This window comes from Acinetobacter sp. YH01024 (genome assembly GCF_013420195.1).
In the GTDB taxonomy this organism is placed as follows: Bacteria; Pseudomonadota; Gammaproteobacteria; order Pseudomonadales; family Moraxellaceae; genus Acinetobacter; species Acinetobacter amyesii.
On sequence record NZ_VOYQ01000006.1, the window covers coordinates 1 to 21,605 of the forward strand.

A 21,605-nucleotide genomic window follows, 5' to 3' on the forward strand; every position below is an offset into this window, starting at 1 on the left:
TGTTTAATTGTTCTGTGAATACAGAAGTATTTGAATGTTGGATTGAACAGGATTTATTACCTAAGTTGAAAGAAAGCAGTGTTTTGATTATGGACAATGCGACCTTTCACAAAGGGAAAAGACTTCAAGAGTTGATACGTTGTGCAGGCCATTACATTGTGTGGCTTCCTAAATATAGTCCAGATTTAAATCCAATAGAAAATATGTGGTCACGAGTCAAGGCGATTCGAACTAAGTTTAGAGTTAAAGATATTGATAAATTATTTAAAGATTACTGTAATGATTTATTTGGTATTTAGCTATATAATCAAAACGCCAATATGCCCCACCTTTTCTATCTAACAATAAATAAAGGCCACCACCATCTGAAAGCTTAATATTCTTTTCAAATAATTTCTTTTGCATTGATATTGCAGACTTAATTTTTGAGTCAGTCAGACTGATAACTAATTTAGGCATTTTTACGGTATATTTTTGTCAGAAATGGAATGTACCGTAAAAAATACCGTAAAAGATTACGGTATCCTAAAACGCCCTCGGATATTATCGGACAATAAGTAGATATAAGTTATTAATTTTTAATAATATTAGGATTAATTCGGATATGATCAAACAAGGAAATGGTGCGCTCAGCGGGACTCGAACCCACGCCACAGGCTTCGGAGACCTGTACTCTATCCAGTTGAGCTATGAGCGCTTATTTTGGATTGCGCACATCATAACAAAAAAAACTGTAAGGTAAAGCAACTATATAGATATTAGGTATTTTTCTGCTTAAGCTTTATACAACGTTCTATTTTTAAAATGCAGAATTCCATACGATTTACTTGGTTTATTTGCCCCGATATCGCACAATACTCACACTATTTATAGAGTGAATTATTTATGACTGATGCACTAACGTTAAAGCAGCTGTCAAAAACCTATAAAAATGGGTTTCAGGCGCTTAAAGGTATTGATTTAACAGTACCCGAAGGTGAATTTTATGCACTTTTAGGTCCCAATGGTGCAGGAAAATCTACCACGATTAGTATTATCAGTTCACTTACCCGTAAAACTTCAGGTTCTGTTGAAATCTTTGGCCATAATTTAGATACCCATCCCTCGCATGCAAAGCAGTGTTTAGGCGTTGTCCCTCAAGAATTTAACTTTGGTCAATTTGAAAAAACATTTGATATTTTAGTGACACACGCTGGCTATTACGGTATTCCCAAAAAGATTGCTGAAAAGCGTGCCGAGGAATATTTAGAAAAGCTTGGTCTTTGGGAAAAACGCAGTACCCAAGCACGTATGTTATCGGGCGGTATGAAACGCCGTTTAATGATCGCTCGTGCCATGATGCATGAACCTAAACTACTGATTTTAGATGAGCCGACTGCTGGTGTTGATATTGAGCTACGCCGTTCGATGTGGGATTTCCTCACAGAAATGAACGAAAAAGGTACGTCTATTATTTTAACGACACACTATTTAGAAGAAGCAGAAATGTTGTGCCGTCGAATCGCAATTATTGACCGTGGTGTGATTAAAGAAGACACCAGCATGAAAGGTTTCCTTAGTCAGCTGAATGAAGAAACCTTTATTTTCGATTTAGCCAAACCCATTGAACCGATCCATATTGAAATTATTGGTGTTCGTTTCAACTTAGTTGACCCCGTCACTTTAGAGGTCACTATGGATAAAGCCCATACCTTAAATGATCTATTCCAACTCATGGAATCTCAAGGTATTCAGGTTCGTAGTATGCGTAATAAATCTAACCGACTAGAAGAACTGTTTGTCCGTATGGTCGAAAAAAATCTTGAAGGTGCAACACAATGAATTTTAACCAACTGTGTATTGCCCTCTATACCTTAGTGTATAAAGAAATTCGCCGTTTCATGCGTATTTGGCCGCAAACCCTTCTTCCACCGGCGATCACCATGAGTTTGTACTTTGTGATTTTCGGTAATTTAGTCGGTTCACGCATTGGGCAAATGGGCGGTTTTAGCTACATGCAGTTTATCGTTCCTGGCTTAATTATGATGGCGGTCATCACCAACAGCTATGCCAATGTGTCATCAAGTTTCTTTAGTGCAAAATTTCAAAAAAGCATCGAAGAATTAATCATGAGTCCAGTGCCGTTACACTTGGTGCTTTGGGGTTATGTGATCGGTGGTGTTTGCCGTGGTGTTTTAGTCGGCTTTATTGTCACTGTGATGAGCCTATTTTTTACTGAATTACACCTGACCAATATCTTCGTAACTATATATACAGTTCTCATTACTTCGCTGCTGTTTTCTCTTGGCGGATTTATTAATGCTGTTTATGCAAAATCTTTTGACGACATTTCGATTATCCCGACTTTCGTCCTGACTCCGCTGACTTATTTAGGCGGTGTTTTCTATGCCATCTCATCACTGAGTCCATTTTGGCAAAATCTCTCTTTAATCAACCCTGTTGTGTATATGGTCAATGCATTCCGCTACGGTATTTTAGGTCATAGCGATGTGAATGTCGGCATTTCACTGACAGTTATTACTGCATGTTGCGTTGTACTTTATGGCGTGGCGTATCATTTACTTTCTCGTGGTTCAGGAATGCGTGAATAATGAGTGTAGAACAATCCCTTTTAGGCAAAGACACCAATTACCCAACAGAATATCAACCCGATATTCTGTTTCCGATTGCACGTGCCACTGCACGTGAACAATATGCCCATGTGGAAGGCATCCGCCAAGGTAAAGATTGGTGGCATGTTTTTGAAATTTCTTGGTTAAATGCTTCTGGTGTGCCTCAAGTCGCTATTGGCCGTTTAACTTTGCCTGCAAGTTCAGACAACCTCATCGAATCCAAATCTTTAAAGCTCTACTTTAATAGTATGAACTTTACCAAATTTGATTCTCAGGCAGCGTTTAAAGCAACCGTTGAAAAAGACTTATCTGCTGCAGCCAATGCCGCTGTGACTATTGATCTATTTCATGTCGATGATGTTGAAATTTCAAAACCACAAGGCATCTGTATTGATGACTTAGAACCCACCCAGTTAGAAAATCATCCAAATGCAGCTTTACTCTCTTTAGATGAAGCTGCAGCGCAAGAAGAAGTTGAAATTCAACTTTATTCACATTTATTAAGAAGTAACTGCCCAGTCACGGGTCAACCTGATTGGGGAACGGTATTTATAAGGTATAAAGGTACTAAGCCTTGTTATCGTAGTATTCTGGCTTATATTATTTCTTACCGTCAGCATAATGGTTTCCACGAACAATGTGTGGAGCAAATGTTTGCCGATATTTGGCAACATTTAAAACCAAGTCAGCTGATGGTATATGCTGCCTATACACGCCGTGGTGGATTGGATATCAACCCTTGTCGTGTATCGGATTTAACATGGATGCCTCGCCCCATTCGATTGGCGCGACAATAAAAAAATTGAGGTTAGTGATGCCATTTTTTGGTTTTATTCCTTCTGAGGAACTTCTAAGCAGTATCCAAACTGGTCACGCGAAAAAAAATTCGAGTGAACCACTTTATCCTTTACGTGATAAAACAGCTTTGCTGATTAATGAAGAAATCATTGGTGCAACTATATTAGCTCCTGTTCATCTGTTTCCTGCAAGCGACAAGCGCGACACAGCAGAAAAACTGGCTGGCTATGTCAAATCAACAGTCGCTGTATTGTTAAAGCAGCTATTGGGTAAATCTCCGAATGATGTGGTGAAACAATCCATTGAATTTTCAGAACGAAGTTTATTTCAGGACACAGTCGGCGCTCATCGTGTAGGTCTAAGTTTAGATGCAGGACTGGTCACTAACCTTAAGAACAGTTATGCCGAAATTAAATCAGGTGTAGATGTCAATAAAGCTGCTTTTGGTGAACTGTATAAACAGTTTGCTGAAGCTGCAGTACGTCATTTTATGAATGACTTCAATAAAACACTCGATTTAGGCATGATTAAACGTAAAGCAGCCGATATCGGATCTTCTGCCGTGATTAAAGCAATACATATCGCGATTGATAAGATTTTCCCAAATCTAACCAAAGAAGAGCTAGGTGCCCTTGCAGAAGCACATGATGCGATGTTTAACAAATAAATCGCATTACTCGTCAAAACCTAGCTTCCGCTAGGTTTTTTTATGGCTAAACGCATAAAATCGAATCCCGATACAATGACTATATATAGTCATGCAAACACAGTTCTAAAATTGAACAGATTTTTATTAAAAGACAGTGCATTTAATGTACTATTTTTAAAAATACACACAGAAAAGAAAGAACCTGATTACAGATCATATTTTAATGTTAGCTGTCATTTTGGCTTAAATTTCAATGCGTCCATTTTAATATTCAATCTCTTTCTTTTTTATCATGTAGTCTATATTTCTACTTTATATAGCAACGTTTTCAACAGCATTGAAGCGTTAGCGAAAAAAACTATGTAATGAATAAACCACTGCTTGCATATGGGTGTTTTAGACCGGTACTTTTCTAATCCAGCCTCTTCGTTTTTGGATTTTACTTTGCAAAATTTGTAGCTTCTAAACAGTATTTCGCAACGCGATAAAGTTTACTCGTTCTGCGTTTTTATGACGCATGAGTTTTAGAGTCATCTTTATTTCAAATGATTTGTGAATATTTGCAAGTTATGTAAATGAATATGTCACTTTTCAATATGTTAACTGCGAAAAAACCCTTTGCTTTGTCTTTTTTTGTATATCTATTTATGAAAGCATGCGCTGTCAGTGGTATCTTAGTTGCTATTGGTAACGTTTACTTTTAATGAGCTATGAAACCAGAAGGTCATCACAATTTTCAGGATCTTTTCCCCTCGAAATTTTGTTCATACTCATCGCTAAAGCAACTGGAAATTTTTTATTTATGCTAAATCGAAATTTTTATAAAAAACTATCACATATTGCCATTATGGCCGGTTCAATTTCACTGACCAGTTTTTGTCAGGCTAACGACTTCCAATCTCATCCGGCATATGCAAGCTTTAAACAAAATGCAATGCAAACCTATGGTCTGAGTGAAAATCAAATTGATTGGGCAATGCAAGGCAGTAAAAACCTACCCAACATTATTAGCATTATGAATAGACCTGGTGAATCAAAGCCTTGGTACCAATACAAAACCAACTTTTTAGCTGAAAGTACAATTCAACGCGGCGTTCGCTTCAAAAATCAATATGCCGACACTTTAAATCGTGCAGAACAACAATTTGGTGTGCCTCAATCCGTGATTTTAGGCATTTTGGGTGTTGAAACAGGCTACGGCAGCAATAAAGGTAATTTTATTACCCGTGATGCTTTGGCGACCCTTGGTTTTGGCTATGAACGTCGTGCGCAATATTTCCAAGATGAACTCGTTGCACTGATTGCTTGGTCATATAAAGACGGTGTTCCAACCAACTCTGTCGTCGGTTCATATGCAGGTGCTGTGGGTTATCCTCAATTTATGCCAAGTAACATTCCAAAATTTGGTGTGGACTACGATGGCAATGGTCATGTTGACCTGCGTAATTCGGCTGTCGATGCCATTGGTTCAATTGCAAATTATCTAGCAAATTATGGTTGGCAGCGTAATCAACCAATTGCTTTTGCTGCTCGGTACAGTGGAAACAACCCAGATGCTATTATTGCAAAGGATTTAAACCAGCCAACACCATATGGTGTACTCAAGGCTCAAGGCGTAACCCCTATGAATCCATTAGTAAAAATCGATGATCTCGATTTGGTCAATGTCATCCAATTGCAAGATAGTTATGGACCAATTTATTACATCACTTATCCAAATTTTCAGGTCATTACAACCTATAACAAAAGCCGTATGTATGCGACTGCGCTATGGCTTTTAGGCACTGAAGTTACCAGTCGATAAGACTGGTTTTTTCCTATAGAGCAAAAAAGTCAACAAATATTTTCATTAAAATGAGCATTTATTCAGCATTTTACACACCCTGTTACATTATTGATTACTTTTTAACCAACTATTGTTAATTTTTTAGACATTTTCAAAGTATTTTAATTAAACACTAGACAGCCTATTGATGGCATGAATATTATCCATCTCGTTAAATATAGTTGCAAAAGTGAAATATCAGACGTGTTTACATGGATATCAGCGACTTAGTTGAACCAGTAAATATGCCATTGGGAGATAAACAATGCAGTCATCAATTATTAAATATGCCTTAGCGGTTGCCACGGCAATTGCGCTAAGTCAGTCACAAGCTGAGATGGTTCAGTCATCATCATTCAATCATGATAATGACAACTCTCGTCTTGCAGCTCGTGTATTGAATAAAGAAGCTCAAAGCTTCAATTCAAACTTTACGAATTTAAGTAGCCTTTCAATCACTGAGCGTTCTGGCGATAAAATTCGTCGTCAAACCATCGCTGCTAAAATCGAAATTCCTGAAGATGAGCCTTCAGTGATTGAAAAGTTAAACACTGTTGCATCGAATACTGTTCGTAAGTTCACTCAAACAGGTACTGCTTCTTGGTACGGTCGTCAATTCCACGGTCGTAAAACAGCAAGCGGTGAAACGTTTGACATGAACGCACTTACAGCAGCACATCGTAGCCTGCCACTTAATTGCTTTATTCGTGTTACGAATCGCAATAATGGTAAAAGCGTCGTGGTGAAAGTAAATGACCGTGGTCCATTCCATGGTAACCGTGTTCTTGATTTATCTTATGGTGCTGCTAAGCAATTGGGTATTACCAGTGCCGGTACTGCAAACGTGAGTATTGAGCGCGTAGACGGTCCAAATTCTTAATTCTCCAATGAAGTGACTGCATTTAACAGACCACGCCTAGCGTGGTTTTTTTATTTGTAGCCTCTTAGCCTTTCAAATCATCAGTAATCCTGATTTTGACCCTTCCTCCATTCTTGTTTATATTGGAGTCCTTCCCCATGATTAAGGACTATCATGAAAACAATCAACGAATGGTTTGATGAATACAGCGAAAGTCATCAAAATAAAACCAATAAAATGATTCACTGGATTTGCGTACCCATGATTTATTTTTCAATCGTTGGCATATTGGCGCATTTTAGCGCGCTACTTACTGCTGTCTTACTTGCTTTAGCATTTATCTTTTACGCACGTTTAGACATTGTCCTTGCTGTTGCAATGGCCGCGTTAACATTAATCATGGCATGGCTAATTTGGGTGTTACCAGTTGGATATGGCTTTTATATCGCGCTCTTTATATTCGCATGGATTGGTCAATTTTATGGCCATAAAATTGAAGGTAAAAAGCCCTCTTTTTTCAAAGATCTCCAATTCCTCCTCATTGGCCCTATTTGGTGTTTAGATACATTTTCAGGTAAAGTACTTGGTAATTGGAAAATACGCCATAAATCACAAATAAAGAGCATTTAGAGCACGATTAATTTCATGGATCTCTTTTTCAGTTATTCCAGATCGGTTTTCTTCATATTCGATGCTTAAAACCCTATTATTTATAGGTGTATTTATCTCTGGTATTTCCAATCATTTTTTCTATTTATACGACCAAAAAGTCAGTGTTTAAACACTGGCTTTTACTCAATATGGTTAATCCAATTTTATGTTGATAGCTTCATCTGAATCATGATCATTTAAATGACTAAAGTTAAAAATGACTACGTGATTTTTATTGATAGGTTTTACCTTGATGCTTTAACCAACCATCCTGATGACGTCCATTCGGATCGTGATGTGTCCAGTGCATCACACCCCCCTGATCTGAATATTCATATTCACCGTAAAATTGAACTGTATCGCCTTTTTGCAAGTTATCAATTCGTGGGGCTAGATCGATATTATGTGCAACTAAAAGGGTTTGACCATTATTTAAGGTCAAAATGAACTTTTGATGGCGACTACCTTCATTATCATCTCGAAGTACCGCTTTCACTTGACCTGTACCCTCAACCTGAACATTACTGAGTTTATTTTTAAATGCATGCGCAATAACATCTTCAGCACTCTGCCCTTTTTGTTGAGCATCTGCAGGTTGTACTGATTCTATTTGTGGCTGTGCGTTTTGTTCCGCTGTCGTCTGAACTGGTGCAGTTTTTTGTTGTTGTAAATCGATTCCGAAATAAGCGGCTGTAAGCGCAACAATAATTCCGCCGATGGTTAAATTTGTTTTGTTTGCCATAAGATAGTTTAAATCTAAATTTTCAACTCATTATAGTCATTAATATGGATAAAAATAGAATCTGTGAACAACAATGTACACAATATAAAGTTTAAATAGCTTTGAAATCAGTAAAGCTACAGCCATAAAAAAAGCCCTCTAAAACGAGGGCTTTTTTCTACAAATAATCAGAGATTATTTTGCAGCAGCTTGAGCAGCAGCGACTTCTTCAGCGAAAGAAAGTTCAGCTTTTTTCTCAATACCTTCACCAACTTCGAAACGTACGAAGTTAGCAACAGTAGTACCAGTTGCTTTAAGAACTTCTGCAACTTTCTTATCGTTGTCGATAACGTACATTTGGTTCTCAAGAACAACTTCGTTCAAGTATTTCTGAACTGAACCAGTTACCATTTTTTCAACGATGTTTGCTGGTTTACCAGATTCAATTGCTTTCGCTTCAGCAATTTCTTTTTCTTTAGCGATAAGTTCAGCAGAAACGCCAGCTTCGTTTACAGCAACTGGGTTGAATGCAGCGATGTGCATAGCCAAACCTTTACCAGTTTCAGCATCACCAGCGTATGCAACTACAACACCGATTTTTAAACCGTGTTTGTAAACTGCAAGGTTGTCGCCTTCAACGATTTGAGCACGACGCACTTGGATGTTTTCACCGATTTTTTGAACAAGCGCGATACGAGCTTCTTCTACAGTAGCACCATCTTCAAGTTTCAATTCAGCAATTTGAGCAACGTCAGTTACACCAGCAGCAAGCGCAGCAGCAGCAACTTTAGCAGAGAAACCAGCAAAGTTTTCGTCTTTAGCAACGAAGTCAGTTTGACAGTTAACTTCTACAAGGATTGCTTTGTTGCCTTCTTGAGCGATAGTGATCGCGCCGTCAGCAGCAATGTTACCCGCTTTTTTAGCAGCTTTAGCTTGACCAGATTTACGAAGGTTGTCGATCGCTAATTCGATGTCACCGCCCGCTTCTGTTAATGCTTTTTTACATTCCATCATTGCAAGACCAGTACGATCGCGCAATTCTTTAACCATGCTTGCTGTAACTGCAGTCATGTTAATCTCCTAAATACGGTAGAAAATGAATTCTTTTTAGAACAGAAACGGCCCAGAGCTGTCTCTTGGGCCGTCTGCATACATGACGCTTACTTTGCCACCATCACGTGTCGCAAAAATGACAAGCTTACGTCAAACGCATTAAGCCTCAGAAGCAGGAGCTTCTTCGCCTTTAGCTTGTGCATTTGCTTGTGATTGAGCATATTCTTTACCAGCAAGAATCGCATCAGCCATAGCAGAAGCGTAAAGAGTAACTGCACGGATCGCATCGTCGTTACCAGGGATAACGTAGTCTACGTTGTCTGGGTTAGAGTTTGTATCAACGATACCGATAACAGGAATACCAAGGTTTTTAGCTTCTTTAATTGCAATTGCTTCGTGATCAACATCGATTACGAATAATGCGTCAGGTAAACCACCCATGTTTTTAACGCCGCCAAGAGCGCGTTCAAGTTTTTCCATCTCACGAGTACGTTCTAAAGCTTCACGTTTAGTAAGTTTAGCGAAAGTACCGTCAGTAGATTGAGTTTGAAGGTCTTTTAGACGGTTGATTGACTGGCGAAGAGTTTTCCAGTTAGTCAACATACCACCCAACCAGCGGTGATCAACATATGGTTGACCTGCACGTTGAGCTTGTTCACGGATGATTGCAGAAGCTGCACGTTTTGTACCAACGAACAAAACTTTGTTCTTTTTGCTAGCCAAGTTGTTAGCAAAGTTCAAAGCATCATTTAACGCAGGAACAGTGTGCTCAAGGTTGATGATGTGAATTTTGTTGCGCGCGCCGAAGATGTATTCGCGCATTTTTGGATTCCAAAAACGTGTTTGGTGACCGAAGTGTGCGCCTGCTTGAAGAAGGTCGCGCATGCTTACGTTGTAATCTGCCATTTTCTTTACCTTAAAGTTTGGGTTAGGCCTCCATATACCCGCATTCTCCACCTAAAAAGGCACCCAGAGAAATGTGTCGATATATGTGCGGATTTTATTGCCCCATCGCACAAAGCTCGTGAAAGATATTCACGAAAAAGCATTTGATAAAATGGGCGGCTATTTATACCATAGTCACATACAAATTTCCAAAAGTTTTTAGAGATCATGAACAGTACTTACGAAGCTCCACGTCGATTAATTAAAACGCCTGACGAAATTGAAAAAATGCGCGTCGCGGGTCGACTGGCGGCAGAAGTTTTGGATATGATCAAACCGCATATTGTTCCAGGTGTGACTACCCTAGAACTTGATACGATTTGTCATGACTATATTGTCAACAAACAAGAAGCTATTCCTGCTTGTTTAGGTTATGGCGCTGCGCCGGGTCGTCCAGCATTTCAGCACGTGATCTGTACTTCAGTGAACCATGTGGTGTGTCACGGTATTCCATCTGAAAACAAAAAGTTAAAAAAAGGTGACATTTTAAACATCGATGTCACTGTGATCAAAGATGGTTACCATGGTGATACCAACATGATGTACATCGTGGGTGGTGAAACCACTATTTTAGCGAACCGTTTATGCAAAGTTGCCCAAGAAGCCATGTACCGTGGTATGGCGGTGGTAAAACCAGGCGCAACCATGGGTGATATCGGCCATGCTATTCAACAATATGTTGAATCAGAACGTTTTGGTGTTGTACGTGAATATTGTGGTCATGGTATTGGTACCGTTTTCCATGACGAACCACAAGTTTTGCACTACGGTCAACCCAATACAGGCATGATCTTAGAAGAAGGCATGACATTCACGATTGAACCAATGGTGAATGGTGGCGACTGGAAAACCAAACTTCTTGGCGATAAATGGACTGTCGTGACTAAAGATCATAGCTTGTCTGCACAGTACGAACACACGCTACTTGTAACAAAAAATGGTGTAGAAGTACTAACTGCTCGCCCTGAAGAAGATTTATCGCGTTTTGTTCAATAAGCAAAGTATTTGAAGTATAAAATTTAATTAAAAAGGTCACACATATTGTGGCCTTTTTTATGCCTTTTTTTATCCGTGACTTTAAGATTTTTCCATAAAATTTGATTAAAAACTTAAGTAACTCAATGTAAATTTTCTCAATTATAGGGTTAGGATGGAATATCACACTTTTTTGCACATTGTTGATTTTTCCACTCCCCATTACTGTGCATTTAAGCTAAGATAGTGTGCTTTTTATTTTTTAATCCCTATAAGAAGGAATACTGCCGTGGACGTACGTCTGTCTGATCGTGTAAATAGCATCAAACCGTCCCCTACACTTGCTGTTACTAACAAAGCTGCTGAATTGAAAGCTGCTGGTAAAAACGTAATTGGTTTAGGCGCAGGTGAACCGGATTTCGATACCCCACAACACATCAAAGATGCTGCAATTGCTGCTATCAACAATGGCTTCACTAAATATACAGCTGTTGACGGTACTCCAGGTCTTAAAAAAGCAATTATTGCTAAATTAAAACGCGACAATAACCTTGATTACGCTGCAAACCAAATTTTGGTTTCTTGTGGTGGTAAACAATCTTTCTTTAACTTGGCACTTGCTTTGTTAAACAAAGGTGATGAAGTAATTATCCCTGCTCCTTACTGGGTAAGCTACCCAGACATGGTGATCATTGCTGAAGGTACTCCTGTAATCGTGAAATGTGGTGAAGACCAACGTTTCAAAATTACGCCTGCTCAATTAGAAGCTGCAATCACTGACAAAACTCGTTTAGTGGTTCTAAACAGCCCTTCTAACCCAACAGGTATGATCTACACTAAAGAAGAATTACTTGCTTTAGCTGACGTTCTACGTAAATACCCTGAAGTTTTAGTTGCTTCTGATGATATGTACGAACCAATCCGTTGGGACGACGAATTCTACAACATCGCAACAGTTGCACCAGACCTTTACGATCGCGTAATCGTTCTTAACGGTGTATCTAAAGCTTATGCAATGACTGGCTGGCGTATTGGCTACGCAGCGGGCCCTGCTAAACTTATTGGTGCGATGAAAAAAATCCAATCTCAATCAACTTCAAATCCAACTTCTATTTCACAAGTTGCTGCTGAAGCTGCATTGAATGGTCCTCAAGACGTTCTTGAGCCAATGATTGAAGCATTCAAACGCCGTCACGACCTAGTTGTGAAAGGCTTGAACGACATCAACGGTATCACTTGCCTTCCTGCTGATGGTGCATTCTATGCATACGCAAACATCCGTCCATTGATTCGTGCAAAAGGTTTAAAATCTTGCACAGAATTCTCTGCATGGTTATTGGAAGAAACTGGTGTTGCCGTAGTTCCTGGCGATGCGTTCGGTCTTGGTGGCTACATGCGTATTTCTTATGCAACTGCAGACGAAGTACTTGTAGATGCGCTTGCACGTATTAAGAAAGCTGCTGATTCAATCGAAGGCGTAGATGCTGCGATTGCTTCAATTGCTGCTGAAAAATAATTTGATCTAAAGATCGAATCAAAAAAACCCGCGATATTCGCGGGTTTTTTTATATCTGAGCCATTTTATAATATTTGCTATGTTTCCATTTAAGGATAATAAGACGACGGCGTATGCCAGTTAAATGCCATGCCTCCTGAACACACTCCTCACCGATTTTAGCCGATACCAAAATACTAAATGCAAGATTACTCAATGAAAGCTTCAAAGAATCAACTTGACAATAATTTCAACAATTAGCTATGTTAAACTTAGATTCCTTTTTAGAACTCGTAAAATAGGCCAGAATAATGAACCCAAAAGAAATGACCGGACTGCAACTTCTACAAGCCATGTGTGCAGGGAAAATTCCTCCTGCAAGTATTAGCGAAACTATTGCCTTATGAAGTATCTAAGGGCAGTATTAGCTTTAAGGCTAAAGCAGATGCACGACACTTAAATCCGCTAGGCGGCGTGCATGGTGGCTTTGCTGCTACTGTACTCGACTCTGTGACAGGTTGTGCCATTCACACGTTATTAGAGGCAGGTGTAGGTTATGGCACCATCGACTTAAATATAAAAATGTGTCGCCCAATCCCAAAGGATGTTGAACTTACAGCGATAGGAACAGTCATTAATATCAGTACAAATTTAGGGATTTCTGAAGGGAAAATTATTGATGACAATGGCAAACTTTATGCACATGCAACTGCAACCTGCATGATTATACGTCCTTAATATTTTATTTTTCTGCTCGCAATTCAATGCGAGCAGATGATGATTCAAACTTAAATTGCTGAATGTAAGGCACGAATTAATTGGCCTTCGCTTAGATCAATGCGATTACTGCCCTTTTGAAAGCAGTAATATTTTAAAGCACTATCTAACTCAACACGAAGTTCCCGTTGTTCTGAGATAGACCATACTTTAGAACAATTTGAGCCTGATAATGCATTACCTGCCAATTGGTATAAATACAAATCTTGCTTGCGTTTTAAAGGCACACGACGACCATCATCTTTATGTTCAAAACGTAAATGACATGGTACATTGATCAACCATTTTTCACTAAACCACAGTTGTAATAAATCACCCAATGCCAAGTCACGTCGACCCAAAGGCCAAACGTCAACGTATGCACCTTCGACAGGTGTTTGATATTGCTCTTGATTACTAATAATGGAAAGATAGTTTTCTTGGTAAAAAGAAAAATTTGAAAAAATCTGAGAAATAGTCAGCGTATTCATTCGCTTTCTCCTGTTTAGCCATTTTAGTGCTGGCAAGTTGGGTTTAAATCCACACTGTTTAAACATATGTTTAAACGCTCTGTTGTTGCATTCAGACTATCAATTGAATTTTTTCTTTGCAAGCCTAAGATTCATTTTTTCTAAAAAATCCTTCTTTTTGTTCAAATAAAAAACATCTATCACGCATTTCTCCTCATATTGGTATTTTTAGCTTGACCCTCTTCAAAATCTGCTTATAATCGCATTCAGATTCTCCAATAGCTCAGTCGGTAGAGCGACGGACTGTTAATCCGCAGGTCCCTGGTTCGAGCCCAGGTTGGAGAGCCAAATTCTAAAGCCCATTTATTTAAATGGGCTTTTTTAATGCCTATGATTTACATATAATCTATAAGTCATTGTCATTAAAATAAAAAAATGTTCATTCAAGTTGATGCTGAATCAAATAAAACTGCCTTAAAACACTATCTCACTGCATTCATTTTTCTTTTAATTTTTATCAGCCCATTTGCAATTTATTTGGTGAGCTGCACACCCGAAAGTGAAATTGAGCAACATTTCAAAACACCACCCAATTTATATAATAGTGAATCGAACACCCTTCTTGACAGCAAGCTACAATGGTTGGTTCCACCTCAGCAGATTCAAAATCACAATATTATTCGCGAAATATCTGAATCTGTATTGAATGAGATGACAGAAGGACAATATTGGTCAAGCACACCGATTACGCTGCAAAACCAATCTGATCAGTTATATGTTCATATCGATTTTGCAGGTCAGCAACAAACACGAAAAGATCTTGAAATTTCGGTACTTCCGTTATGTATTGTTCACGAGAAAGAAACTCCATGTATGAAAGCTGGGTTAAATGCAAGTGGACAACTCTTTAACATCTCAACTCAAAAAATACGCAATATCACACATTGGAAACCAATAAGTCTTGGATGTTTTATGGTCATGATTTCCAAGAAAATTATATTATTCCACCGCAAGCCACACTCAAATTTTTAGTTAAAGCCAATATCCCTGAACACTTAACCCTGCAATGACTTCGCCTAAGCATCAGTACTAGCCCAATTGTTGAGAAACAGCAAAATTATATGCTCATGACTCAAAAGAGTATGAAAATAAAATATACCCTTGCTCTATTACCACTCTTCATATTAGCTTTGATGCATATTTTTCAAGGGTTTGAAAACCTACGTAATTTATCTATCGGCGCACTTTCAGCACTTTTATTTGCAATCAACACCATCATTTGGGATATCCACTATATGGTGATTGGCTGCCTGATTTTATGTTTTGCAAGTGTCTGTTATTGTTTTGAGAGCCGATATTATCGATTGCTTTATTTAACGGGTTGTTTACTGATTGCAGGCTATTCGCAGCAATATTATGGTGGTTTTAATAAACACTTTTTCACTCAAACCAGTTTAATTTTATTGATAGGTTTATCGATGTTTTATCTTGAACCTAAAGATAGCTAAATCATTTTCATAAAAAAGCTCCGCAAATCGCAGAGCTTTTTCTCTTTAAATCACATTAAAACTCAAAGTATATTTATATCGTTTTAATGCGTGTTCCTTCATTTCAAAAGGCTGTTGATAATCCATTTTCAGCAAATACTGACCACGATCTGATAGGTTAAAATTCAAATTTCCATCTTGATCAGTTTTAAGCGTTTTATAAACTTTTCCTTCACGGCTGTAATCCGTGGTTTGCTGCAAAATTTCAACCTGTAAACCCGCAACCGCTTTTTTCTGATCTAGCACTTTCAGTTGCACAGGCTCATTATGCTTTATAGCATTTGGATGGGTTTTAAATTGCACATCAAAGCCATCATGTAAATGATTCACCACATGTGTAGAGGTTGCACGGCGTGATACAAAAGTTTCAATGATTTCCTGCGTTTGAATACTTTTGATTTGCGACTTTTTAGTCAACTCGGCTGTATAAATGACATTTGCATTCGCAGTTTTTTGAGGATCACGCACACCATTGATTAACGCTTTCCACTGCTTTTGATCATAAGCAAAACGCGCTGTACTTCCCTGCTTTTCACCGCGAATACGATACGTGCCATCTTGCTTATTTTCTAAACTATAGCTGCTGACTGTTTGCGTTTTTGCCCAATCAGTTTCCGTTAAATGCAGCTTTTCACCAGACGGTGTATGTACATGGAAATTAAAATTTTTAATGGCTATTTCAGAAACAAACGGATTGTCATAAAAACCAGAAAGAATGGCACTATGATTATTAAATGTTTGATAGTTTAGAGGTGCAACATAAGGATAATGCGCTTCAGCCTGACCAACCGCACACAAAGCGATACAGAGTAAAGTGAATTGTAATTTCATATTGAATAAGTGAGCTTAAATTGTTTGATTCATAGAGATCGTTTCATTTTAGATTCACCCAAGACAATTGTAAATAATTCTTATTATCGTTTATTTTAAGTGCATAAAAAATCCCCCATTTTGGAGGATTATTTTATCAAGCTGCTTTGACTGGCACACCACTATGAAAGCGGAATAAATCATCTGGGCTGCTAATCAGATTTTTTTCAACTTCACGAATATGCTCAATACGCATCTGAATATCTTCTTTCGGGTTCTTTAGCTTATTGGTCATCGCCACATCCGTGGCCAATGCTAAATAGTCCTCATAATGGCGTGATTCAGACTTTAGCAAATAGCGGTAGTAACGCCCCAACTCTTCATCCACATGTGGTGCAAGCGCATAGAAACGCTCACATGACCGTGCTTCAACAAATGCGCCAATCACCAAGATATCAATTAACGCTTCTGGCTCGTAAGTCCGCACTTCTTTACGTAGACCACCTGCATACCGACCAGCACTGATTGCAGTCCATTCCTGACCACGTTTTGCCATCAGTTCCAGCACTTGCTCATAGTGCAGCATTTCTTCACGTACTAGCTGTGCCAGTTTGATTTGTAAATCCGAGAAAAAACTATAACGAAACATCAAATTCATTGCTGTACTTGCTGCTTTCTTTTCACAATTGGCATGATCCTGCATCAGGATATCCAAATTATTTAAAGCTTCATCTAGCCATGCTTTTGGTGTTTCACACCCCAAGAAGCCAATGACTGGCTTCATTAGGGCATCATAATCAATATTTGACATATACTTTACTTAAAAATTAACGTGCAGATTTAATCGCAGCTTTCATTTGTTTTACAGACTGTGCCAATCCAATAAATACAGCATCAGCAATAATCGAGTGACCAATATTTAGTTCATGAATTTGAGCAATGCGCGCAATCGGAGTGACATTGTCAATATTTAAGCCATGACCAGCATTCACAATCAATCCTTTAGATGCCGCATATTCAGCACCTCGAATAATACGTTCCAGCTCTGCTTTCTGCGCTTCAGGTGTTTCAGCATCTGCATATGCACCTGTATGCAACTCAATCGTAGGCGCACCACAGGCAATCGCTGCATCAATTTGAGCAAAGTCAGCATCAATAAATAATGAAACTTCGCAACCAATCGCCGCGAGTGCTTGAGTCGCGTTTTTTACATCTTCAAAATGCCCAACCACATCTAGACCACCTTCAGTCGTGACTTCTTCACGCTTTTCAGGAACAAAGCATACATGATGCGGCTGAATCTCTTTGGCAAATTCAACCATTTCATTGGTCACTGCCATTTCAAGGTTCATATGGGTTTTTAATACAGAACGCATTCGACGTACATCATCATCTTTAATATGGCGACGATCTTCACGTAAATGCAGCGTAATCCCTTCCGCCCCCGCTTGCTCACAAATGATTGCGGCATTCACAGGATCTGGATAAGTTGTCCCACGTGCATTTCGTAGTGTTGCCACATGGTCAATATTTACACCAAGCAAAGCTGCCATAATTCTTTCCTAATGACGTTGAGTTTGAGAATTCTGTATCCACAATTGACGACTTTTTAATGGACGATCGCCAAGCAAGGAAGTAATCATTTGTCGGTACAACTTAGACAGTAATTGTAACTGTTCAGAATTAAATTCCCCACCTTTTTCATAATCACACATACTTAAAATATGTTGACCTGACAATGTTGCGCGTGAGGCTTTAATGACAGGTTGAAAACCTTCATTTAAATGAAATTGATAATTTTCATGAAGCTGAATTTGCTGTTGATTTGCATCAGTTGAATAATCTAGCGCATAACCCAATTCTTCAAGCAACTCATGCTCAAACTGTCTAAGGATTTGTCGCAAAAAAAGATCAGGATTGTCCTGCGCAGACATGCATTGGAGTTGTTCTAAGGTATGCGCATATTGAGCAAATGTCTCTGGCATCTCGACCTCTAAAGGACATAACCTCAATAAAACTTCATTTAAATAAAAACCTGAAAAAAAAGCATCCCCAAAAAAGAAAATGGGTTGATTCACAATTTCAAGTTTACTGAAATTTTTAAGCTCAGACTTGCCGGATGCTTGCAAGCAAATCGGTTGATACTGAGGCGGAGGTGTTTGTCTGAGAATACCGTCAACTCGGCCATGCTCCTGCGTAAACAGGTGCACGATATGACTTTTTTCACGATATTTACGATGGTGAATTAAATAACCATGCAGTATCTCATTACGCATGATTTAAAATATTAATCCTTGTCTTTCTTTTTCTTTTCGTCTTCATCTTCTTCATCATCCCCATCTGGAATGACTGCACCCACAACTGCAGCAGTGCCTTTGACCACGCCCTTTGTGGTTTTATAAGCCACTTTGACAGGAACAGTAACGATTTTATGAATACACCCTTGTAGAAACAAAACACATGCCACTACAGCTAATACTCTCATCATTACTCTTCCCTCAAAGTTTTAAATGTCCAGCAATTAAATATCGCTATAACCCAGGCTTTTCAATGCACGCTCATCATCAGACCAACCACCTTTGACTTTCACCCAAAGTGTCAGCATGATTTTTTGCTCGAACATTTTTTCCATATCCACACGTGCATCCATACCGATTTTCTTCAGTTTGGCACCTTTTTCACCAATCACAATGGCTTTTTGGCCAGAACGATCGACAAAAATCGTCGCATCAATATAGGTACACGCCGCTTTAGGACGACCCGTTTTTGGATTAACCGTTGCTTCTTCTGTTTTAAACGACTCAATTTGAACCGTTAAATCATAAGGCAGCTCTTCACCCAATTGACGCATGATTTTTTCACGGATAATTTCAGACGCAAGGAAGCGCTCTGAACGATCGGTCAATTGCTCAAGTGAATACAATGGTGGTTGGAATGGCAGATATTTCTCAATCGTACTGCGCAAATGATCTAAATTTGCACCACGCAACGCTGACACAGGAACAATTTCTGCAAAATTCATCAATTTTGCACGCTCTTGTATCAAGGGTAATGCATGGTTTTTGTTTTCTAACGTATCAATTTTATTGATCACAAGAATAACCGGCATATCAGCATTTTTTAGTTTTTCTAATACTAAATCATCATTCTGTGTCCATTTGTCTGCATCAATCACAAACAAAACTAAGTTCACATCACGAAGTGCAGAATGTGCCGCACGGTTCATCATTTTATTGATGGCACGGACTTCTTTTTTGTGCATCCCTGGCGTATCCACGAATACTGCCTGAGACTTTTCGCGTGAGTCAATACCCACAATTTTATGACGCGTCGTTTGTGGTTTACGTGACGTAATTGAAAGTTTTTGACCCAAAATATGGTTCATTAACGTTGATTTACCCACGTTTGGACGACCGACAATCGCCACAAAACCACTTTTAAAATCGGCAGGAATTTCAGTACCTTGTGCACTAAAAAACTGACTAATTAAATCGTTACTGTCGCCTTGCGACTCGTGATCAGCATCTACGTGATCGGAATGAGTAGTCATTAAGACTTTTTCTCCAAAATTTCTAAGATTTCTGCCGCTACTGCCTGTTCAGCAAAGCGACGGCTTGAACCTTCACCGTATTTAACAGGTAGCCCTTCTACCGTACATTCAACTTTAAAATGTTGGTTTGGAGCATCACCCTGAATATCTACAACCTCGTAAACCGGGAGAGGTTTTTTACGTGCTTGTAAATACTCTTGTAAACGTGATTTAGGGTCTTTCAGTTGATCGGTCGGTTCAATATGATCTAAATATGGCACATACCATTTAAGAACAATCGGTTCCAGAATTTTTAAATCCTGACAATCGACATAGATTGCTCCAATGATCGATTCAACAGTATCCGCCAGTATAGACTCGCGATGATGACCGCCAGATTTCAACTCACCTGTACTCAAGATTAATTCTTGACTGAGTTTTAAGTCATTGGCAATTTTACCTAACGCTTCCTGACGAACCAGTGTCGCACGCATACGCGTTAGACGCCCTTCATTTTCATGCGGGTAGGCATGGTATAGATAATTGGCAATTATCATACCCAATAATGAATCGCCCAGATATTCTAGGCGTTCATAATTGTATTTATGGCTCACCGATCGGTGGGTCAAGGCCAGTTGTAACAATTCAGGTTGTTTAAACTGATAACCGATACGACTTGCTAAACGAGCTTCATTTAGCTTGGACTGAGCTTTGATCAAAACTTTTCTCGAACTTCAACACAATATCAATATTCAATAAGAAAGGCTTTCTTATTTCATAATCTGTTTTCACTTGTAGACCGTCTACATTAGTGACTTGAGCAATATCTTTAAAGTTTAAATCACGCACACCATTCATATCTAAGCGTTGTGACATTTGTGACTCAAACTTACTAGGAGCAATATTTTTAGGACTGCTCTTCATCAAATCTTCAATTTCATTGTTGACGAGACGGTCGTCAACATACGGTCCCCAAACCGCAATTAATGCTTTAGCTAAAAAAGCAAAACCAATAATAGCAATTAAAATTGCAATATAAGACGTTCCCCGTTGATGTCTCATTTTATTTTCCTGATGTAAGACTAATCAATACTGCCATTACGACTAAATGAAGGCAGTTTTAAACCAGGTTCCTTATGCATCCACTTGTAAAAAGCACGTCCAGTGAGGTTTTCTTCAGGCACAAAGCCCCAAAAACGACTGTCCGCACTTTGATCACGATTATCCCCCATCGCGAAATAGTGACCTTTAGGAACCTTAACTTCCCAATATAAACCATTTTCTGTTGAATATTTACCATTTTCAACATAGTTGATAAATGGCGCTTGGCGCGCAACATTGACACCTTCAAGCTCACGCATGGTAAACGTATGCTTACCCATGGTTTCTTTATGATAAATCGATGTAGGTGTGTCGAGTTGATCTTTTTCACGGCTAAATTCCACAGGAACTTTTGCCACTTTCTGACCATTCACACTCAGTTGACCATGATCATAAATAATATGATCCCCTGGTAAACCAACCACACGTTTAATATAGCTAATGGTTGGTTGTGGTGGATAACGGAATACAATGACATCTCCACGTTCAGGCTCACCAACATCAATAATTTTTTTATTAATAATAGGTAATCGTACGCCATACTGATATTTATTCACCACAATAAAATCACCTGTCTCTAAAGTTGGAACCATAGAGTCTGATGGAATATTAAATGGCTCATATAAGAATGAACGCATTACCAAAACTATCGCTAGAATCGGCCAAAAGTCATAAGCCCATGCGATAACGACATTTTCATTCCCTTTACCTTTGGTCTGTCGTTGTTTCCAGACAAACTTATCCAACAGCCAAATTAAGAAAAAAATGACTGTGGCAGGAACAAGGATCAAATTAAAGTCAAAATCCAT

At 38.8% G+C, this 21,605-nt stretch carries 26 protein-coding genes, 2 tRNA genes and 1 pseudogene; 14 read left to right on the plus strand and 15 right to left on the minus strand.

The window, feature by feature from the left end; genetic code table 11:
• On the plus strand, nucleotides 1-299 hold a 299-nt coding region (locus tag FTT88_RS04430; protein WP_180173681.1), incomplete at its 5' end, for a transposase.
• On the opposite strand, the gene FTT88_RS17310 is transcribed toward FTT88_RS04430, so the two are convergent.
• On the minus strand, nucleotides 265-459 hold the full coding sequence (locus FTT88_RS17310; RefSeq protein WP_373886700.1) for an Arm DNA-binding domain-containing protein: 195 nt from the start codon (nucleotides 457-459) through the stop codon (nucleotides 265-267). The genes FTT88_RS04430 and FTT88_RS17310 overlap by 35 nt on opposite strands.
• A 162-nt stretch (nucleotides 460-621) precedes the next feature.
• Nucleotides 622-697, minus strand: a tRNA-Arg gene (locus FTT88_RS04435).
• A 188-nt stretch (nucleotides 698-885) separates the two neighbouring features.
• Here FTT88_RS04435 and FTT88_RS04440 point away from each other — a divergent pair.
• From FTT88_RS04440 to FTT88_RS04470, 7 genes are all read left to right on the plus strand, one after another.
• Nucleotides 886-1,821 (plus strand): ABC transporter ATP-binding protein, encoded by a 936-nt coding sequence (locus FTT88_RS04440; RefSeq protein ID WP_180173682.1) that lies wholly within the window; start codon nucleotides 886-888, stop codon nucleotides 1,819-1,821.
• Entirely contained in the window at nucleotides 1,818-2,591 is a 774-nt protein-coding gene (locus tag FTT88_RS04445; protein ID WP_180076837.1) for an ABC transporter permease, read from the plus strand. The genes FTT88_RS04440 and FTT88_RS04445 overlap by 4 nt, the downstream gene beginning before the upstream one ends.
• Nucleotides 2,591-3,409 carry an NADPH-dependent 7-cyano-7-deazaguanine reductase QueF gene (gene queF / locus FTT88_RS04450; RefSeq protein WP_180173683.1) on the plus strand — a complete coding sequence of 273 codons (819 nt, stop codon included), beginning with the start codon at nucleotides 2,591-2,593 and terminating at the stop codon, nucleotides 3,407-3,409. The genes FTT88_RS04445 and queF overlap by 1 nt, the downstream gene beginning before the upstream one ends.
• A 17-nt stretch (nucleotides 3,410-3,426) precedes the next feature.
• On the plus strand, nucleotides 3,427-4,077 hold the full coding sequence (locus FTT88_RS04455) for a hypothetical protein (protein ID WP_078190308.1): 651 nt from the start codon (nucleotides 3,427-3,429) through the stop codon (nucleotides 4,075-4,077).
• A gap of 784 nt (nucleotides 4,078-4,861) precedes the next feature.
• The gene (gene mltB, locus FTT88_RS04460) at nucleotides 4,862-5,863 is read left to right on the plus strand and encodes a lytic murein transglycosylase B (protein WP_180173684.1); all 1,002 of its coding nucleotides are present in this window, start codon (nucleotides 4,862-4,864) and stop codon (nucleotides 5,861-5,863) included.
• Nucleotides 5,864-6,149: 286 nt separating this feature from the next.
• Nucleotides 6,150-6,764 (plus strand): septal ring lytic transglycosylase RlpA family protein, encoded by a 615-nt coding sequence (locus tag FTT88_RS04465; RefSeq protein WP_180173685.1) that lies wholly within the window; start codon nucleotides 6,150-6,152, stop codon nucleotides 6,762-6,764.
• Nucleotides 6,765-6,917: 153 nt separating this feature from the next.
• Nucleotides 6,918-7,373 (plus strand): DUF962 domain-containing protein, encoded by a 456-nt coding sequence (locus FTT88_RS04470; RefSeq protein WP_180173686.1) that lies wholly within the window; start codon nucleotides 6,918-6,920, stop codon nucleotides 7,371-7,373.
• Nucleotides 7,374-7,626: 253 nt separating this feature from the next.
• Here the strand turns inward: FTT88_RS04470 and FTT88_RS04475 are convergent, their stop codons facing one another.
• The 3 genes from FTT88_RS04475 to rpsB form a co-directional block, all read right to left on the minus strand.
• On the minus strand, nucleotides 7,627-8,136 hold the full coding sequence (locus FTT88_RS04475; protein ID WP_180118163.1) for a DUF3465 domain-containing protein: 510 nt from the start codon (nucleotides 8,134-8,136) through the stop codon (nucleotides 7,627-7,629).
• 174 nt (nucleotides 8,137-8,310) lie between these two features.
• On the minus strand, nucleotides 8,311-9,186 hold the full coding sequence (gene tsf / locus FTT88_RS04480; RefSeq protein WP_078190313.1) for a translation elongation factor Ts: 876 nt from the start codon (nucleotides 9,184-9,186) through the stop codon (nucleotides 8,311-8,313).
• Nucleotides 9,187-9,327: 141 nt separating this feature from the next.
• Complete coding sequence (rpsB, locus tag FTT88_RS04485; protein WP_078190314.1) at nucleotides 9,328-10,074, minus strand: 30S ribosomal protein S2; 747 nt, start codon at nucleotides 10,072-10,074, stop codon at nucleotides 9,328-9,330.
• A gap of 207 nt (nucleotides 10,075-10,281) precedes the next feature.
• On the opposite strand from rpsB, the gene map reads away from it, so the two are divergent.
• The 3 genes and pseudogenes from map (at nucleotide 10,282) to FTT88_RS04500 (ending at nucleotide 13,321) form a co-directional block, all read left to right on the plus strand.
• Nucleotides 10,282-11,109 carry a type I methionyl aminopeptidase gene (gene map / locus FTT88_RS04490; RefSeq protein ID WP_180173687.1) on the plus strand — a complete coding sequence of 276 codons (828 nt, stop codon included), beginning with the start codon at nucleotides 10,282-10,284 and terminating at the stop codon, nucleotides 11,107-11,109.
• Nucleotides 11,110-11,377: 268 nt separating this feature from the next.
• Nucleotides 11,378-12,604 carry a pyridoxal phosphate-dependent aminotransferase gene (locus FTT88_RS04495; protein WP_111883988.1) on the plus strand — a complete coding sequence of 409 codons (1,227 nt, stop codon included), beginning with the start codon at nucleotides 11,378-11,380 and terminating at the stop codon, nucleotides 12,602-12,604.
• Nucleotides 12,605-12,891: 287 nt separating this feature from the next.
• Nucleotides 12,892-13,321, plus strand: a pseudogene (locus FTT88_RS04500) (PaaI family thioesterase).
• A 50-nt stretch (nucleotides 13,322-13,371) separates the two neighbouring features.
• On the opposite strand, the gene FTT88_RS04505 reads toward FTT88_RS04500, so the two are convergent.
• Nucleotides 13,372-13,830 carry a hypothetical protein gene (locus FTT88_RS04505; RefSeq protein WP_180109504.1) on the minus strand — a complete coding sequence of 153 codons (459 nt, stop codon included), beginning with the start codon at nucleotides 13,828-13,830 and terminating at the stop codon, nucleotides 13,372-13,374.
• Between the two features lie 251 nt (nucleotides 13,831-14,081).
• Between FTT88_RS04505 and FTT88_RS04510 the strand changes: the two genes are divergently transcribed.
• The 3 genes from FTT88_RS04510 to FTT88_RS04520 all read left to right on the plus strand — a co-directional run bounded on the left by FTT88_RS04510 (nucleotide 14,082) and on the right by FTT88_RS04520 (nucleotide 15,317).
• Nucleotides 14,082-14,157 (plus strand) — tRNA-Asn (locus tag FTT88_RS04510).
• Between the two features lie 87 nt (nucleotides 14,158-14,244).
• Nucleotides 14,245-14,841 carry a hypothetical protein gene (locus FTT88_RS04515; protein ID WP_180173688.1) on the plus strand — a complete coding sequence of 199 codons (597 nt, stop codon included), beginning with the start codon at nucleotides 14,245-14,247 and terminating at the stop codon, nucleotides 14,839-14,841.
• A gap of 161 nt (nucleotides 14,842-15,002) precedes the next feature.
• Nucleotides 15,003-15,317 carry a hypothetical protein gene (locus FTT88_RS04520; protein ID WP_180173689.1) on the plus strand — a complete coding sequence of 105 codons (315 nt, stop codon included), beginning with the start codon at nucleotides 15,003-15,005 and terminating at the stop codon, nucleotides 15,315-15,317.
• 45 nt (nucleotides 15,318-15,362) lie between these two features.
• On the opposite strand, the gene FTT88_RS04525 is transcribed toward FTT88_RS04520, so the two are convergent.
• The 9 genes from FTT88_RS04525 to lepB all read right to left on the minus strand — a co-directional run bounded on the left by FTT88_RS04525 (nucleotide 15,363) and on the right by lepB (nucleotide 21,605).
• Nucleotides 15,363-16,187, minus strand: coding sequence for a DUF4198 domain-containing protein (locus FTT88_RS04525; protein WP_180173690.1), 825 nt, complete (start codon nucleotides 16,185-16,187; stop codon nucleotides 15,363-15,365).
• Between the two features lie 136 nt (nucleotides 16,188-16,323).
• Nucleotides 16,324-16,977 carry a tRNA-(ms[2]io[6]A)-hydroxylase gene (locus tag FTT88_RS04530; RefSeq protein ID WP_180170644.1) on the minus strand — a complete coding sequence of 218 codons (654 nt, stop codon included), beginning with the start codon at nucleotides 16,975-16,977 and terminating at the stop codon, nucleotides 16,324-16,326.
• Between the two features lie 16 nt (nucleotides 16,978-16,993).
• Nucleotides 16,994-17,719 (minus strand): pyridoxine 5'-phosphate synthase, encoded by a 726-nt coding sequence (gene pdxJ, locus FTT88_RS04535; RefSeq protein ID WP_111883982.1) that lies wholly within the window; start codon nucleotides 17,717-17,719, stop codon nucleotides 16,994-16,996.
• Nucleotides 17,720-17,728: 9 nt separating this feature from the next.
• Nucleotides 17,729-18,445, minus strand: a complete 717-nt coding sequence (recO, locus tag FTT88_RS04540) for a DNA repair protein RecO (protein WP_180063440.1) — start codon at nucleotides 18,443-18,445, stop codon at nucleotides 17,729-17,731.
• Nucleotides 18,446-18,453: 8 nt separating this feature from the next.
• On the minus strand, nucleotides 18,454-18,654 hold the full coding sequence (locus FTT88_RS04545) for an NF038104 family lipoprotein (protein WP_180063409.1): 201 nt from the start codon (nucleotides 18,652-18,654) through the stop codon (nucleotides 18,454-18,456).
• Nucleotides 18,655-18,687: 33 nt separating this feature from the next.
• Nucleotides 18,688-19,716, minus strand: coding sequence for a GTPase Era (era, locus tag FTT88_RS04550; protein WP_067765139.1), 1,029 nt, complete (start codon nucleotides 19,714-19,716; stop codon nucleotides 18,688-18,690).
• A complete protein-coding gene (gene rnc, locus FTT88_RS04555; RefSeq protein ID WP_111883979.1) occupies nucleotides 19,716-20,414 on the minus strand; it encodes a ribonuclease III in 699 nt (232 codons plus the stop codon). Before rnc ends, era begins: the two co-directional genes overlap by 1 nt.
• The gene (locus tag FTT88_RS04560) at nucleotides 20,386-20,757 is read right to left on the minus strand and encodes a DUF4845 domain-containing protein (protein WP_180007637.1); all 372 of its coding nucleotides are present in this window, start codon (nucleotides 20,755-20,757) and stop codon (nucleotides 20,386-20,388) included. The genes rnc and FTT88_RS04560 overlap by 29 nt, the downstream gene beginning before the upstream one ends.
• 20 nt (nucleotides 20,758-20,777) lie before the next feature.
• The gene (lepB, locus tag FTT88_RS04565; RefSeq protein WP_180109508.1) at nucleotides 20,778-21,605 is read right to left on the minus strand and encodes a signal peptidase I; all 828 of its coding nucleotides are present in this window, start codon (nucleotides 21,603-21,605) and stop codon (nucleotides 20,778-20,780) included.

Bases quoted from the DNA above. Each gene is read 5' to 3' on its own strand.
- FTT88_RS17310 (WP_373886700.1), bottom strand. From the start codon at position 459: ATGCCTAAATTAGTTATCAGTCTGACTGACTCAAAAATTAAGTCTGCA.
- FTT88_RS04440 (WP_180173682.1), top strand. From the start codon at position 886: ATGACTGATGCACTAACGTTAAAGCAGCTGTCAAAAACCTATAAAAAT.
- FTT88_RS04445 (WP_180076837.1), top strand. From the start codon at position 1,818: ATGAATTTTAACCAACTGTGTATTGCCCTCTATACCTTAGTGTATAAA.
- queF (WP_180173683.1), top strand. From the start codon at position 2,591: ATGAGTGTAGAACAATCCCTTTTAGGCAAAGACACCAATTACCCAACA.
- FTT88_RS04455 (WP_078190308.1), top strand. From the start codon at position 3,427: ATGCCATTTTTTGGTTTTATTCCTTCTGAGGAACTTCTAAGCAGTATC.
- mltB (WP_180173684.1), top strand. From the start codon at position 4,862: ATGCTAAATCGAAATTTTTATAAAAAACTATCACATATTGCCATTATG.
- FTT88_RS04465 (WP_180173685.1), top strand. From the start codon at position 6,150: ATGCAGTCATCAATTATTAAATATGCCTTAGCGGTTGCCACGGCAATT.
- FTT88_RS04470 (WP_180173686.1), top strand. From the start codon at position 6,918: ATGAAAACAATCAACGAATGGTTTGATGAATACAGCGAAAGTCATCAA.
- FTT88_RS04475 (WP_180118163.1), bottom strand. From the start codon at position 8,136: ATGGCAAACAAAACAAATTTAACCATCGGCGGAATTATTGTTGCGCTT.
- tsf (WP_078190313.1), bottom strand. From the start codon at position 9,186: ATGACTGCAGTTACAGCAAGCATGGTTAAAGAATTGCGCGATCGTACT.
- rpsB (WP_078190314.1), bottom strand. From the start codon at position 10,074: ATGGCAGATTACAACGTAAGCATGCGCGACCTTCTTCAAGCAGGCGCA.
- map (WP_180173687.1), top strand. From the start codon at position 10,282: ATGAACAGTACTTACGAAGCTCCACGTCGATTAATTAAAACGCCTGAC.
- FTT88_RS04505 (WP_180109504.1), bottom strand. From the start codon at position 13,830: ATGAATACGCTGACTATTTCTCAGATTTTTTCAAATTTTTCTTTTTAC.
- FTT88_RS04515 (WP_180173688.1), top strand. From the start codon at position 14,245: ATGTTCATTCAAGTTGATGCTGAATCAAATAAAACTGCCTTAAAACAC.
- FTT88_RS04520 (WP_180173689.1), top strand. From the start codon at position 15,003: ATGCATATTTTTCAAGGGTTTGAAAACCTACGTAATTTATCTATCGGC.
- FTT88_RS04525 (WP_180173690.1), bottom strand. From the start codon at position 16,187: ATGAAATTACAATTCACTTTACTCTGTATCGCTTTGTGTGCGGTTGGT.
- FTT88_RS04530 (WP_180170644.1), bottom strand. From the start codon at position 16,977: ATGTCAAATATTGATTATGATGCCCTAATGAAGCCAGTCATTGGCTTC.
- pdxJ (WP_111883982.1), bottom strand. From the start codon at position 17,719: ATGGCAGCTTTGCTTGGTGTAAATATTGACCATGTGGCAACACTACGA.
- FTT88_RS04545 (WP_180063409.1), bottom strand. From the start codon at position 18,654: ATGATGAGAGTATTAGCTGTAGTGGCATGTGTTTTGTTTCTACAAGGG.
- era (WP_067765139.1), bottom strand. From the start codon at position 19,716: ATGACTACTCATTCCGATCACGTAGATGCTGATCACGAGTCGCAAGGC.
- FTT88_RS04560 (WP_180007637.1), bottom strand. From the start codon at position 20,757: ATGAGACATCAACGGGGAACGTCTTATATTGCAATTTTAATTGCTATT.
- lepB (WP_180109508.1), bottom strand. From the start codon at position 21,605: ATGGATTTTGACTTTAATTTGATCCTTGTTCCTGCCACAGTCATTTTT.